This window comes from Bacterioplanoides sp. (assembly GCF_965226395.1).
Classification (GTDB): Bacteria; Pseudomonadota; Gammaproteobacteria; order Pseudomonadales; family Oceanobacteraceae; genus Bacterioplanoides.
This window is the reverse complement of the sequence record NZ_OZ245358.1, coordinates 1,358,761-1,373,898: the sequence shown is the minus strand read 5'-3', so window position 1 is coordinate 1,373,898 and position 15,138 is coordinate 1,358,761. Positions and strand designations below refer to the sequence as shown.

The following is a 15,138-nucleotide window of genomic DNA, read 5'->3' as shown; positions in this document are numbered from 1 at the left end:
GAGAATGATGAATAACGACTCCGTTTTTGATTTTATTGCTATTGGTGTTGGCCCTTTTAATCTGGGGCTGGCATGTCTGACGGATACACTTGCGGATGTGAACGGTGTGTTTCTGGAGCAACGCAGTGGCTTTGACTGGCACCCGGGGATGATGCTGGAGAGCGCTCATCTGCAAACGCCTTTTATGTCAGATCTGGTCACGCTGGCAGATCCAACACACCCGCTGAGCTTTCTTAATTATATTAAACAGCAAGGGCGATTATATTCTTTTTATATTCGTGAAGATTTCTTCCTGATGCGCTCTGAGTACAATCAATATTGTCAGTGGGCCACTCAGCAGGTGAGCAATATTCGCTTTAATACCCGGGTTGAGCGAGTGGAGTATCAGGAATCTACGAGCCTTTATGAGATTCAGACACGGGCAACCGAGAGTGGGCAAACGCAAACCCTTTACACCCGTAAACTGGTGTTGGGCACCGGTCCGTCGCCACATAAGCCAGAGTTCTGCCAGGATCTGAAAGGAATGAATGTGCATTCCGCCGATTACCTGTTTAATAAAGCAGCATTGCAGCAGAAAAAGTCGATCACCATTGTAGGCAGCGGCCAGAGTGCGGCAGAAATTTATTACGACTTGTTGCAGGGTATTGATCAGTATGGCTATGAGTTGAACTGGATCACCCGCTCACCACGTTTCTTCCCGCTGGAATACAGTAAGCTGACACTGGAAATGACTTCTCCGGAGTATGTCGATTATTTTTATGGGTTACCGGCAGAGAAACGTGATCAACTGGTGAGCCATCAAAAGCATTTGTATAAAGGTATTAATGCCAGCCTGATTAACGATATTTATGATCTGTTGTATGTCAAACGTTTAGCGGCCGACTTTAATACCAATCTGTTAACCAACAGCACATTGCTTTCTGCAGAAGATACTCAGGACAACTCGATTCGCTTGTTCTTCCGCCAGGATGAACAGCAGCAAGACTATGCGCTGGAAACAGATGCTCTGGTGCTATCAACCGGATATATGTATCAGCTTCCGGATTTTCTGGAGCCGATCAGTTCTCGCATAGAGTGGGATGGAAAAGGACGTTTTTCGGTTAAGCGTAATTATTCGGTTGATCGTAATGGTGCTGAAATCTTTGTACAAAATGCAGAGCTGCACACTCACGGTTTTGTGACCCCGGATCTGGGGATGGCCTGCTATCGCAACAGTTATATTTTGCGTGAAATCACCGGTGTTGAATATTACCCCATTGAAGAGCGCATTGCGTTTCAGCAGTTCCCGGCACCGGCGAACCAGAGCCAAATGCAGAACCTGAGTAAGGTACAGTCAACAGGCAAGACCATGAAACTAACGCCGGTTATCCGGGAAAAATCCGCTAATGAGATGGCCGTTGGTGATGAGTCTTAAAACTTCTCTGATTCTATTAACCATCGTATCGGTGATTGCCGATACGATGCTACTGCCTTTTTATCCGCAGTTTTTTCAGCAGGCGTTCCAGTACGACAGTGCTCAGCATGTAGGCTTTTATATCGCTGCTTGTTGTTTTACGGTCATGACGGCCTTTCCACTGTGGGCGAAAGTCGCGCGTCGTATTCATGAATTGCATCTTTGGGTGGTCACTCAGATTGTCGCGGCATGTTTAGGTATTGCCTGTTATTTCTCAACGTCGTTAATTGAGTTCTGGATTCTGTCGCAGCTGATGCTGGTGTTTAAAGCCAGTTATCTGTTGATTTATCCCTTTGTTATGCGATTGGAAGAAAAAGACAAACATCTGGGTATGGTTGGTTTGTTTTCGGTGTTGATGCATTTTGGTGGTATCGGCGGAGCATTGTTGGGAGGCACTGTACTGCAATATTTTGATCCGCGTGATGTGTATCTGATGATGGCAGGCAGCGATTTACTGCAGGTGATGGTGTGTACGTATCTGATTGTGTGGCTGAATATTCACTGGCAACCCGGAGCCGTTTCTGACTCGTCTGCTTCTGATTCTGGCCCAGCTAATACTGAACCAGCGAATGCCAAACAGATTGACCCGAGCCATCAGAAACAGCGACAACAGATTAAATACTTTGTTTTTCGCCTGGGTTTGGTCACCGCCTTGTTTTATTTCAGTGCTTTTCTGATTCGCCCGTTTTTTACCCGTTACTGGCAGAGCTTCAGTGATGGTTTTGCCGCAAGCGATTTGGTTACAGGTCTGGTGTATTCCTTACCGGGTTGGATTGCCTTAATTGGACTGTGGGCGAATCAGAAATTCAGCAGTGATAAAAGCAGTGCCAGCCTGCTGTTTAATGCCTTATTGCTGGGAACTGTTGGCTTATTAATTCAAAGTGCTGCTCAGGACTGGGTTGTGATTCTTGGTCGCTGTGTTTTTGCCTGGGCGATGTTTCAGGCGACCGTTCGGCTGGAAGTGCTGCTGTTTGAGATCAGCGACCCTCAATACTATGGCGATGATTTCAGTCGTATGCACTTTATGCAGAACCTCGGGGTGATTTCGGCTTCGTTTGTAGTGGGAAGCCTGGTGACGTACTTGTCTTATCAGTGGACGTTTTACCTGGCAGCTGGCGGTTTTTTAGTAACTTCAGCTGTGTTTTATCATTTTTTTAATACCTTATTGAAACCGACTGGAACAGCATCAGATGCTGCTGTTGAAGCGGCCATCACTGAGTAAATATTTATGTTATTTTTTCGAGAAAAAAATATTGGCCGCCTGAGTCTGCGTGAATTCCAACTGGATAACGATGTTGCTCAGTTACATCAGTGGACTAGTCAACCTTATGCTGAATTCTGGGGGTTGGTTGGCGCAGATGAGGCTGAGGTTAGAAAAACCTATGCGGAACTGATGGCTGGACATACCCGTGTCTTTTTAGGCTTTGTTAATGATCAGCCCAGTTTTTTACTGGAGCTGTATCAACCTGCCGAAGATGCGGTTGCACAACACTATGATGTATTACCGGGCGATCAGGGAATGCATATTCTGATTGCTCCGGCAAAGCAGAAAATATCCGGTTTCACCTTTGATATTTTCACTTTTATTATGGAATTTATGTTTTCAGACCCGGCCATTCAACGCATTGTGGTTGAGCCAGATGTGCGTAACCATAAAATTCATCAACTGAATCAACGCGCTGGATTTCAGCATGAACGGGTGATTGATTTGGGGCATAAACAGGCCTCTCTGGCCTTTTGTCGCCGCGCTCAATTTGAGGCAGCCATGGCGTTGCAGCAGCGGAATTTTCCGCCTCGCGGTTATCATGCAGGTATGCAGACCGAGCCACTGGCCGCTGTCAGCAGTATTCATCCTGAGTCCTGGCAGAAGGTGAATCGACAGCATCTGAGTAAAGCCATCAGCGAGTTAGCGCACGAGCGTATGATCGAGCCTAAATTGGTGGGAGAACAGCAAGGTCGGCAGCACTATTTATTAGTGTCGGATGTTGATGACGTGGAATATCGCTTTTGTGCTGAAATTATGCAGCTAAATCACTGGCTGATGGATACTGGCAGTATTCGTAAATATCAGCAGGGTGAAGAAAAGCCGCTGGACTCGGTCCAGTTTATGATTGAGTTTCATAAAACGCTGAATATTGCTGACGATATGCTACCGACATACCTGGAAGAAATAACCGCGACCTTATGTTCGGCTGCCTATAAGCTGGAAAATCAGAAGCTGACGGCGGAAGAACTGACACAGGCAGACTTTCAGCAAGTAGAAACGTCCATGACCGAAGGCCATCCGTCATTTATTGCTAATAACGGGCGGATTGGCTTTGATGCTGCTGATTTCCGTACATATGCTCCGGAGTCGGCAAATCCGGTAGCCCTGATCTGGATTGCGGCACATAAAAGCCGGGCACAGTTTTCTGCCTGCGAGGATTATGATTATAAATCACTGATTGCCGCTGAATTTGACTGGACCACCCGACAGCAGTTTGAGCAGCAATTATCAGATAAGTCGCTGAACCCGGATGATTATATCCTGATACCGGTACATCCCTGGCAGTGGTACAACAAGTTAGCCATTGTATACGCGCCGGATATTGCGTCGCAGCATCTGGTGTGCCTGGGATATGGTGATGATTATTATCTGGCGCAACAGTCTATCCGCACCTTTTTTAATATCAGTCAGCCCCATAAGCACTATGTTAAAACGGCCTTGTCTGTGCTGAATATGGGCTTTATGCGCGGTTTATCTTCTTATTATATGCGCACCACACCGGCAATTAATGACTGGTTGAATAATCTGGTGATGGCAGATGATTATTTGCAGCAGAAAAATTTTTCCGTGTTACGGGAAGTTGCTGCCGTAGGGTATAGCAATCCTTATTTTGAACATGCTGAAGTGAAAGACAGCCCCTATAAAAAAATGCTGGCTGGTTTATGGCGTGAAAATCCAACCCGGTTGCTACAACCCGGACAGCGCCTGATGACCATGGCGGCTCTGTTGCATAAAGACAATGATGGCAAAGGAGTATTACCTGCCATGATTCGTTCATCCGGTTTAACGATTGAAAACTGGTTAAGTCGTTATCTGGATGTATATCTGACGCCATTGCTGCATTGTTATTACCAGCATGATCTGGTGTTTATGCCACATGGTGAAAATCTGATTCTGATTTATGAAAATAACGTGCCGGTAAAAGCACTGATGAAAGATATTGGCGAAGAGATCTGCCTGCTGAATTCAGATACACAACTCCCGGATGATGTAAAACGTATCTCAATCAGTATGCCGGAAGAAATGGAAACACTGTCGGTATTTACCGACGTGTTTGATGGGATTTTCCGTTATCTGAGTCAGATATTATGGCAGGAATGTGAATTTTCAGAACAGGATTTCTGGCGTTTAGTGGCAAACTGTATTCAGCATTATATGGCTGATCAGCAGCATAATTCACAGGTTACGAAAAAACTGGCGGAGCACAGTTTATTTATTGACGAGTTTGCACACTCCTGTCTGAATCGATTGCAGTTGGGTAATAACAAGCAAATGGTTGATCTCAGTGATCCGGGCAGCAGTCTGAAATTCGCCGGTACCCTGGTCAATCCAATTGCGTGTTTTGCTGCACAAAAACACTCCCCGGTCGATGGCATTATCTGATGCAGCGGTTATATCAGGCGGCTGAATATTCTCCCTGGTTGCGTGTTTATCCAACGCGTGATGCAGAGCAGGGTGTTTTATTGTCGCCTGGCTCAGGGAGCGCAAAAGCGGCGATGCAGCAATTACACAGCCAGCTGGCGCAGTCTTATTCTTCAGCCGGGAAAGTGTATTGGGCTAACCGGCTGTGGGCATTACTGTACTGGCAGCCTGTCTATCTGGCGGTTAGCTCACTGCATTATGAGCATGTGGTGATCGACTTTCTGGCGTTTGAGCAATTTATTCAGGGGACTTCGATATCCGGGTTTCGTCCATTGACGGTGTTATCGTTATCGACTCAGCCGTCTGGTCACACTTGCATAAGTGCTGATCAACGAATTATCCAACAGGCTGAGTCATTAAATGCTTTGCTACAGGAATATTTGACTTGTCTGCAGAGTATTACCCGGATCAGTGAATTAAATGCTCGTGGTTTGGTTGCCGATGCTTTATTAACGGCGATTAATCAGCAAGCACTGAGCGATCAGCAAAAGCAACAGGCAGCCGAGCAATGGTTGACGGCGATGCAGCTTTACGATCGTGAAGGTATCCCTCTGAGTGCATTAAATTATGCACCGGGAACATCATCGCCTTTGTTATTACAGAGGAGATCCTGTTGTATGCATTATTTACGGGATCGTCACGATATTTGCCGCAGCTGCCCGAAACAGCCTGAGTCTAAAAAGTGGCAGCGTATGTTGCAGCCATAACATGGTTTAAATCATTACGTTTTAGACGACATATTTTTAAACAACTTTTTATTTTAAAAATTTTATTTAAGCAACATTATCAGCAAGGGAATATTATGAATGTTTACAGTAAGCGAATACCCGAAATAGATTTTGGCCGTGGTCTGGCGGTTTTTTTAATGATGTTGGTACATACCTTGTGGATGTATGCGGATGAGGTCACGCAGGCGGAATCCTGGCTGGGCTATGTGATTCACTTTATTGGCAAAGGTACTGCGGCTTTTCTTATTCTGATGGGTATCTCTTTTATCATCAGTAAAAACCAGTCAACTCAAGCTGCGGTTATTCGTGGTGTTATGATTCTGGCCTTTGCGTATTTTATGAATTTTCTGAAATTTGTTGTGCCCATTGAGGTGTTTGGCACGATGCCCGAAAACTTTATTAATGCCTATGGCTGGGAGTCACCTTTAACCTGGCCGCAACTGCGTTATATCTTTATGACGGGTGATATTCTGCAAATGGCAGGCATTGCCTTGATTCTTCTGGCGGTTATTCGTCATTTTGTAACCAGCCAATGGGGCTATCTGGCCATTGCGTTATTGATTGCGGCGGTTTCCCGTGAGTTAAGTGGCTATCAGCCAGGGGTTGATGGCCTGGACTATATTGCCCGGCTGTTTTTCAGCAATCACTATCAGGTGTATTTCCCGGTATTTCCGTGGATGTCCTTTATTTTGTTTGGCATGTTTTTAGGGCGAATGATTACTGAAGATCAGGGCACCGGTGCTATGTTCAGGAAAATGCCAATGATGGCAACAATCACCCTGATTACCGGTATCGCTCTGTGTGCTTACGACTTTGAGTACCATTTTGGTAACTTTTTTCATCTGGGTTTTGGTGGTGTGATTTATTTGCTGGGAATCAATTTATGGCTGTTTCTGATTATTCATAAAATCATACAAAGTGGTATTGATAACCCGGCTACGCGTTTTTTGTTTTTCTGCAGTGAACGGGTAACCTCAATGTACATTATTCAATGGACTGTGGTGTGCTGGGGAATGGGTATTATTGGATTCCAGACCCTGAATGCCTGGCAAACAGTGCTGATGATGCCGGTTGTTGTGATGGTGACGGTACTGATACAAAAGATAAAGGACGTTACTCCCAGGCTGCTGAAAAATCGTGAAGTAAAACCCGCGTGACAGATACCGTGCATAGGTCAATGAAAAGTGGGTAAAACAACCTGCACCAAATGGTAAAACACTTAATTATAATTTTAATACTATGGGTTGGTGTTTTTTAACGGAGGTTATTATGAAAACATCGACTCAGGTTTTATCTGCCCTATCCATGGGCGCACTTTTATACGGTTGCACAACCGAAACCGTTGTAAATCTGTTTTATGGGCTAAATGAACAGTCCGGGAATGTACATATTATTCGGGCAACCCCCTCACAACCATTAACAACGGCGACTGATAGGTTTCAATTTCCTGAACGTTTTTCCAGTCAGGGTAAGTTGGAAAAAACACAGCATTTTCTTAAGGCCGCTGGTACCACTGGCATGGTAGTTACTCATCAGGGAGATATTGTGCATGAAGACTATCTGGAAGGGTATGATCAAACCAGTTTGTTCGCTTCCTGGTCTGTCGCTAAATCGTATTTATCAGCGCTGATCGGCATTGCCATTCGTGAAGGTGATATTGCCAGTGTAACGGATCGGGTGGTCGATTATGTGCCGGAATTAACTCACTCTCCGTTTGCTCAGGTGACGATTGAACAGGCACTGGAAATGGGATCTGGTGTGACTTTTGACGAAACCTACAGCAGTCTGAATTCTGATGCTGCGCGGTTACTGGACGGACTGAAAGAGGATTTACTTCAGCAAGTACTGAGTTATCAGGACGTCAGTTATGCACCGGGCGAATTTAATGCTTATAGCAGTCTGGATTCTCAGGTGTTGGGTTTGGTACTGAATCGTGCAACTCAAATGACGACTGCCGCGTACGCAGAAAAATACCTTTGGCAGCCAGCCGGAATGGAATCCAATGCGCAATGGTTGGCTGATCAGAATCATCAGGACGGTACCTTTTGCTGCCTTAATACCACGACCCGGGACTTAAACCGCTTTGGTCTGATTTATCTGAATAACGGTTATTACAATGGTCAGCAAATTATTCCACAAGCGTGGGTAGAGCAAAGCCTGAACACCGATAAGCCTTATTTACAGTCGGGAGAAAACGAATTATCGCGCAATACCTGGGGCTATGGTTATCACTGGTGGGTTCCCGGGTTTGATAATGACTACGCCGCGGTTGGTGTTTTTAATCAATATATTTATGTGATGCCAGATGAACAGGTAGTGATTGCCAAGCACTCAGCGCCGGGTAGCTATTTTATTAATAACCGGGGAACGGCCCATATTGATTTATTCCGTGAAATTGGCAAAACCCTGAACCGCCAGTATATGAATATTATTAATCAGCAGGACGGTGCCTGCATGACAGTGGACCATGGTTTGTTAACTTCCCACAGTAACGTTAAGCATCAACAATGCGATGGCAGCTTAAGTCAGTTATGGCATTACGATGTGACAACACAACAATTAATTAACCGTGATGGCGGCTGTTTGGATGCCGGTGATACCCCGCAAGAAGGGGATAAACTTCGGGTAACTGCCTGCACTGAATCACCGGGCCAGCAATTTATGCTATCTGGCAGCACTATCCAGCCCGCAGCCGATCCGGATTTAAAGGTGGATGCATATCAGCAGTGGATTCATGGCAAAGCAGTTGGTTTGTGGACCAACCATGGACAAAGTAATCAGCAGTGGACGTTTGTCCCTCGCTGACGTTTGTGTTGCATACAAGAAGGCTCGGCAAGCGTTGGCACCTGTGTGTCAGCGCTTTTTTATGATCTGTTTCATACAAATAAAAATACAAATGAGAAATAGTTGCAAATGACTCATCTAACTATATAGTGTTCGCCCTATACGAATAGTAATTAGTCTTATTAAGGATAGGGTTATGAAGTTGTTTACTAAAACACCGCTCGCCTTGGCGGTTGCCTGTGCTGTGACAGTGCATGCTGAAGACACAGCAGAGCTGGATAAGCAGGTTGTTACTGCCACTCGGACAGCAGAATCACTGGCATCTTTGCCATATACGGTTCAGATTATTGAACGTGAAGATATTGAGCGCCAGGCAACAACAGGAACCGATATCGGGACTATCCTTGGCCAGTTAGTACCAGCTTTAGCACCGGGCGATAATACGGTTTCCAGTTTTTATCAGAGCTTGCGTGGTCGTTCGGCTTTGGTGTTAATTGATGGTGTAGCACAGCGCTCTAACCGGAACATTTCCCGCCAGTTAACCACCATTTCACCAGCAAATATCGAACGCATAGAAGTGATTTCCGGAGCAACTGCAATCTATGGTGCTGGTGCAACCGGTGGTGTGATTAATATCATTACTAAAAAGGCAGCACAGGACGGCTTAGCGTTTAATACCGACCTTGGCTTTACCATGAGCACGGAAGATACCGACTCCGATGCGTTCAGTTACAGTTTGGGACAAACTGTATCCGGTAAGTTTGATCAACTGGACTTTAATCTGGCAGTCAGCCTGGAGCAACGTGGCCACGCTATTGATGCAAATGGTGACCAGATTGCTACAGATCCGAGCCAGACCGGGCGGGATAATACCGATATGCTGGATGTGATTTTTAATACCGGCTATCAGTTATCGGATAGCAGCCAAATTCGCCTCAGCGCAGAATACTTTGATGAAGAAATGGATACCGATTATGCCGCGGATTACGGCATCCCAAGCGCTGCGACATTGGGTTTACCTTCAGGTTTACTGGGAGGCCGGGGTACCTATGATCCTCAGCCGGTCGCCGGGTTAAAATTAAGTCAGCAACCTGCGACTGAACGTCAGAGTGTGACGCTGGACTTCAGTGAAAGTAACTTCTTTGGGCAGCAGTTAATTGCTCAGTTAAATTACCGTGAAACCGATAACTACTTCTACCCTTCGCTGGGAGACCCACTGAATATCGTGACTGACTGGGCCGCCGTGGCTGCGTCATCTGATCCATCGAATGCATTGTTGGCAAACTCCCGTGCAGGTGCACGTATTGCGCAGTCTCTGATTGAAACCGAAGTGCTGGATATGAAACTGGCATTGTCCAGTGACTTTGATCTGGCGGGTCATAACCTGAGCCTGACATATGGCCTGGATTATGTTCAGGATGAAGGCAGTCAGACCTGGATTGAATATGATTACAGCACCTGGCTGAACAGCGGTCAGAATCAGTACCAAAAAACCGGGCGTGAATACCAGGCTGGCCCGGCAACTGAGAGCGAAACCCAAGCGGTATTTTTGCAATCGGAATTTGAAGCTACTGATCGTTTGACTTTACGAGCTGGTGTTCGTCGTGAAGTAGTGGATATTGATGTCAGCGATTACCGCGCAGGTGCTGATGAAATTAATGCCAACTTTTATAACAGTCAGCTGCAAGACCCGGTATTACAAGCATTGGCTGCTGCGTCCAACCAGACACCACAGCAATTCCTGCAAGGAATCACTGCGTTGGAAGTACAGGCATTAGCACAGAGTGGTTTGGATGTGTCGAACTTCCTGCAATACTCAGATACCGTTGAAACCCGCGAGGGTGGTAGCAAGAAGTATGGTGCAACGCTGTTTAATGCCGGTGCTGCGTTTGAGTTAACCGCTCAACAACAGGTGTACCTGAACTACGGCGAAGGATTTACCGTACCGGACCTGACACGTTTGTTACGTAGTATCAGCATATTCTCCGACAATGGTGATCGTGGTCCGATTCTGGAAAGCAGTAATGTGAAGCCGATTACCACTGAATCGTGGGATCTGGGCTGGCGTGGCCAGTTTGATGGTATTGAAGCCCAGGCATCGGTGTTCCTGAACAACTCGGATAAAACCTATACCTTCGATGATACAACGGGTGTGGTTGAACTGTTTGATCAGGAAGAGCAGATCTGGGGGGTTGAAGGTCTGATTAACGCCTATGTAACGGATAACATTGTCACCGGTGGTACCTATGCCTATACCGATGGTAAAACCCGTGAAGATGGCAGCTGGAAGCCGCTGCCGGTAGATCGTGTCTCACCACAAAAAATCACTGCTTATATTGGTTATCAGCAGGATGCTCTGTTTGATGTGCGTCTGCAGATGCTGAATATGGCAGACAGCAATAAGGCTCACCGGAAAAACAACCCTCGCCGGAACGTTGATTTTGTTGGTTACACCACCTTTGATTTATTAGCAAATGTGGCACTGCCTGCTGGCACGTTAGGAATTGCTGTGCGCAACCTGACTAATAAAGAGTATCAATACCTTTATAATCAGGTGCGTGGTTACCCGGCAACGGGCGTTGCGACCGATTTACCAGCACTTGGCCGTACACTGAGTCTGAACTACAGTCTGAGCTACTGATGTCAGGGTTGTCTTGTTCTGGTTTAAGCTACGCGATGTGAGCTTAAACTGAGCGATGGTAAAGAACCTTGGTGAAAATAACCGCACTGTCTATCAGTGCGGTTTTTTTTCGTCCTCAATTTATGCTGGTTAAAAAATGATCAATCTGTAGGCAGGCTTATATCAATGCTGGATTGTGGCTGTTATAAGCAAATCATTAACAGAATTATCCACAGAAATTGTGGAAACCTGAAGATGATTTTCCCCATCTATATTTCATCTTTGTCATAAAAAGTATTTCACAGTGCTTGACTTTGTTCTGCAGTTATAAAATTGGCACCTTTGTATCAGAAAGCTCTTGAGGCCTTGAAATATAAGGGTTTTTAAATTTTTTATGAGCTGTATAAAAAATAGACCAGTTTGCTATAAGCACGGTTTTATAGGCTTTGTGACGGTTTTGCTCAGACTATTAACAAAGTTACCCACAGAATCTGTGAGCAACTCCTGTCTTGACAGGCCCGCTTTATGCACAATCCGGCCAGTGTGAAAAAAATCCTGAAAAGGCCTTTCCGGCGCTTGACTTGTGCACAAGATGAAGAGATATAGGCCGTTTTACCGCTTGCGGATAAGATTCAGCAAAATAACCAACAAGACACCACTCCAGAACAGCGTCGTCAGTGAAAAGGGTACTGTTGTTGAAAAGAGCTGCCCCAGCAAAGAGAGGGGATAACATAGCAACAGCATAACAGGAGTCGCCCACACCCAGCCCTGCCACAGGTAATGCAGCAGCCCTTGCTCGCCGCGCCGGGCAAACCAGATGTTCATACCAAACACACACACCAGCGTCAGGCTCAGGCCTAGCAGGCCATACAGCCCTTTTACCCATAAGCCATCAAAATGACCAAAGTGAATCCGGTAGGTGGAATAAGCCAGCTGACGCCCGACGGGACCATCGGTTAGCCCCTGATGTCCAACCAGCTCCCCCTGAGTATTAAAGCGGTACATCTCTGAATAACTGAAACGCCCGGGTAAGCGTGCAGCAATTTCCAGCAGCTGTTCCGGCTGCCCCAGTTGATGAACCACCATATAGATAGGCGTGGCATTGGGGACGTCGGTTTTTAGCTGTTGAAACGCCGCGACGTAGTTGATGGTTTCACCCTTGGAGAGCAGGGTCGGGTCGTCGCCATAAATGGCTTCTACGATGACCCCGGAGTCGGCCTGGCCATCGCCATCAAACTGGGCGCTTGCCATCACGTTAAAGAAATCATTACTCAAGCCAATAAACGCGCCGGTTAAGGCAATCATCAGATGAAAGGGTAAAGCCCATACCGCTAAGCGGTTATGCAGGTCGGTCTGTTGCTGTCGTCGTGATTTCTTTTTGCGCAATAAAAAAGCATCTCGAAACAGGGTTGGGTGTGCCACAACGCCGGAAATAATTAAGGCGGTGAGTAATAAGCCGGTAATGCCTACCAGCGTCATACCCAGGTTGTACGGCAGATGCAGGTTGGTGTGCAAAGCCTTAATCATCTCTGTCCAGGGAACATGCGGTTGTTGAGCAAATTGGCCATCTGAATTGAGGTACCATTCATCAACACCATCGGTAATGTGTGTGCGGGGAAAATCGGGAGTGGGTAATACAATATAAATCGACGCTGGCGTACGTTGTAATCGTTGCTGATATTCCTGCAGCGCCGGTTCAATCAGAGTTGGTTCAAAAACCGCGTATTCTTCAACGTCGGGCTGTTCTAAGCGCTCAAACTCTTCATAAAAAACACTGAAGGTCCCTGACAGGCAAACCAGATACAGCAACGCGGCACTGACCACACCGAGCAGCTTATGAGCATTCAGGTTCTGATGTATAAAGCCCGGCACTCGTGGTTGAAGGTTGAATCCGATAAGCCGAAATGACGTAAACAGAAGGGGCGTAACTAGCAGAGTGATCACACTCAGGCCGATCAGTGCATTGCTGCTGGTAGCATCGGTTAAGCGTGTTGCACTAAAAAGCAGTAATACGCCTAAGGCCGATGCTATACCGATTGTGAGTATGACCTGAATGCTTTTCTTCAGGCGACGTTGAATGGTCTCTTTTATCGCAGAGTCAGAAGTATTAACTCGTCGTTGTTTAATGGCTAGTTTTAACGCCGAACGATCACGATGATAAATGGTTAAAGCTAATCCAGTCAGTGACAATGCAATAAAATAATAGGTGGTGCCAAACTCATAACCGGAAAACTGAACCCAGAACGGCAGTGGCGCGAGTATTAACAGAGCATTGAGCAAGAAATCAAATTTTCTGCCAGGCTTTTTTTTCCAGCGGTACTTTTTTTCGCCGCGGTACTTTCTTTTCCAACGATAGAATGCCAAGAAAATAGTTATAAAACTGATAAATAGAGGAAATAAAAAGTCCACGGTTTTTCCGGCTGTTTATTTTTTGAAGAAGGGTGATGGATAAGATGGTAAATAGGTTAGACGAAAGAAAGCCGCTTAAAAAGCGGCTTTCTCAAAGGGCACTGCTCTAATTAGTTATAGAGGTTTTGCAGCCCGCGCAGGGTAAATCCTTCGATGCTTGAGCCCTTTTTCGCCTGATTGGTCGTCAGATCAATTTCATAAACAGCAGCGCCATCCGCCGTAATAATGGTGGTGTAATATTTATTGTCCATAACTTCTGTATTCGGGTACAGGCGCTGCCAATGAGCTGGAACACCTTCAACGGCTTTCAGCTCTTTGGTTTCCAGATTAATCGTGTACAGCTTCTGACGGAACGCATTACCTGAGGTATTGTAGTAGTCTTCCCATGCAACGTTATCTAACGCATCACCCAGCGGAATATTCGGTGTTTCTGAGTTTTGATCATGATCGACCAAAGTATCAACACGTTCAACAATACGTGCAATCACAGTGTTATTACCGACGTAATCCATCCAGAAAATTTTACCGCCATTGGTTGCAGCTTCAATATTAAAGGTGTAGTCGGTATCAAATTCCGTTTCACCATTTTTGATACGAACAATAGATGATGGCTTGCTAGATGCAGGGTTAAAGCCACCGGAAATCTCACCATTGGTATAACCGTATAGGTCACCATTTTCAGCTTTAACCAGGCCAGTGCTGGAGCCATGGGTACCAATATTACTAACGGTATCCGTGGTAATGGTTTTCTTTGGTTGAGAGCCATCCGTCAGAGGGTAATCAAATACAGCAACAAATGCAGCATCTGCATCTGGTGTCGCTGCTTGAGAGGTAAGTTTAAGATACGGAACATAAAGCTCATTATCACGAATTACTAAAGCAGTTGGCCACGCCGCGCCTTTGCTGTTGTCGCTCAGGATGGTCAGATCAACAGAACCTTCGGACTTCCCTGTTGCTGCATCAAAGGTATACAGCTTGTGATCTAACAGTTCACTCCAGTTGGAGTCAATGGCCAGCAGCTTTTCGTTATTCGCATTACCAAAGGTGGCATAGGTAATATTGCCAGGCTGTGCTTCATTAATTTCTTTCACTTCGCCATCCTGTACCGCGTAGGCCTTAACGCTTGTACTGGATAAGGAAAATAGTGTGTTATTAACAGTATAAAAATAGGCGAAATCTGAAATTTCAATTCCCTGCCCCTGAGAAGAGATAGTGCTGTTTGCATTCATAATATCTTCTTGGGTGATCAGGTAGTTTGGTTTTACTGCATCACGCTCTGTTGTTAAAGCAAAGGTAAACTTATTAGCTTCAGGTGCTGGTTCTGGGTCAGGAGATGGTACTGCTGGAGCTGGTTGCTCTCGGTTTTCTGGCTCATTGGAATCCGAGCTATCACTGCCACACGCTGTTAATAACACAGCTGCAAGTGTTGGTATTACAATATGTTTCATATTGGTTT

At 45.8% G+C, this 15,138-nt stretch carries 9 protein-coding genes; 7 read left to right on the top strand and 2 right to left on the bottom strand.

Features of this window, described 5'->3' with window-relative positions:
- Positions 1-7: 7 nt before the first annotated feature.
- From ACO05E_RS06275 to ACO05E_RS06245, 7 genes are all read left to right on the top strand, one after another.
- Positions 8-1,414, top strand: a complete 1,407-nt coding sequence (locus ACO05E_RS06275; protein WP_421722728.1) for a lysine N(6)-hydroxylase/L-ornithine N(5)-oxygenase family protein — start codon at positions 8-10, stop codon at positions 1,412-1,414.
- Entirely contained in the window at positions 1,404-2,675 is a 1,272-nt protein-coding gene (locus ACO05E_RS06270; protein WP_419812128.1) for an MFS transporter, read from the top strand. The genes ACO05E_RS06275 and ACO05E_RS06270 overlap by 11 nt, the downstream gene beginning before the upstream one ends.
- Positions 2,676-2,681: 6 nt before the next feature.
- Positions 2,682-5,102, top strand: a complete 2,421-nt coding sequence (locus tag ACO05E_RS06265; RefSeq protein ID WP_419812127.1) for a GNAT family N-acetyltransferase — start codon at positions 2,682-2,684, stop codon at positions 5,100-5,102.
- A complete protein-coding gene (locus ACO05E_RS06260; protein WP_419812126.1) occupies positions 5,102-5,848 on the top strand; it encodes a (2Fe-2S)-binding protein in 747 nt (248 codons plus the stop codon). The genes ACO05E_RS06265 and ACO05E_RS06260 overlap by 1 nt, the downstream gene beginning before the upstream one ends.
- Before the next feature lie 95 nt (positions 5,849-5,943).
- Positions 5,944-7,026, top strand: a complete 1,083-nt coding sequence (locus tag ACO05E_RS06255) for a heparan-alpha-glucosaminide N-acetyltransferase domain-containing protein (RefSeq protein WP_419812125.1) — start codon at positions 5,944-5,946, stop codon at positions 7,024-7,026.
- A 112-nt stretch (positions 7,027-7,138) separates the two neighbouring features.
- Complete coding sequence (locus tag ACO05E_RS06250) at positions 7,139-8,674, top strand: serine hydrolase (RefSeq protein ID WP_419812124.1); 1,536 nt, start codon at positions 7,139-7,141, stop codon at positions 8,672-8,674.
- 175 nt (positions 8,675-8,849) lie between these two features.
- Positions 8,850-11,294, top strand: a complete 2,445-nt coding sequence (locus ACO05E_RS06245) for a TonB-dependent receptor (protein WP_419812123.1) — start codon at positions 8,850-8,852, stop codon at positions 11,292-11,294.
- Positions 11,295-11,885: 591 nt separating this feature from the next.
- Here the strand turns inward: ACO05E_RS06245 and ACO05E_RS06240 are convergent.
- The gene (locus tag ACO05E_RS06240) at positions 11,886-13,553 is read right to left on the bottom strand and encodes a PepSY-associated TM helix domain-containing protein (protein ID WP_419812122.1); all 1,668 of its coding nucleotides are present in this window, start codon (positions 13,551-13,553) and stop codon (positions 11,886-11,888) included.
- A 239-nt stretch (positions 13,554-13,792) separates the two neighbouring features.
- Positions 13,793-15,130, bottom strand: a complete 1,338-nt coding sequence (locus ACO05E_RS06235) for a DUF4374 domain-containing protein (RefSeq protein ID WP_419812121.1) — start codon at positions 15,128-15,130, stop codon at positions 13,793-13,795.
- Positions 15,131-15,138 lie beyond the last annotated feature (8 nt).

What these genes read in the sequence shown, in the direction of transcription:
- ACO05E_RS06250 (WP_419812124.1), top strand. Translation starts at nt 7,139, where the DNA reads ATGAAAACATCGACTCAGGTTTTATCTGCCCTATCCATGGGCGCACTT.
- ACO05E_RS06255 (WP_419812125.1), top strand. Translation starts at nt 5,944, where the DNA reads ATGAATGTTTACAGTAAGCGAATACCCGAAATAGATTTTGGCCGTGGT.
- ACO05E_RS06260 (WP_419812126.1), top strand. Translation starts at nt 5,102, where the DNA reads ATGCAGCGGTTATATCAGGCGGCTGAATATTCTCCCTGGTTGCGTGTT.
- ACO05E_RS06265 (WP_419812127.1), top strand. Translation starts at nt 2,682, where the DNA reads ATGTTATTTTTTCGAGAAAAAAATATTGGCCGCCTGAGTCTGCGTGAA.
- ACO05E_RS06235 (WP_419812121.1), bottom strand. Translation starts at nt 15,130, where the DNA reads ATGAAACATATTGTAATACCAACACTTGCAGCTGTGTTATTAACAGCG.
- ACO05E_RS06270 (WP_419812128.1), top strand. Translation starts at nt 1,404, where the DNA reads ATGAGTCTTAAAACTTCTCTGATTCTATTAACCATCGTATCGGTGATT.
- ACO05E_RS06275 (WP_421722728.1), top strand. Translation starts at nt 8, where the DNA reads ATGAATAACGACTCCGTTTTTGATTTTATTGCTATTGGTGTTGGCCCT.
- ACO05E_RS06245 (WP_419812123.1), top strand. Translation starts at nt 8,850, where the DNA reads ATGAAGTTGTTTACTAAAACACCGCTCGCCTTGGCGGTTGCCTGTGCT.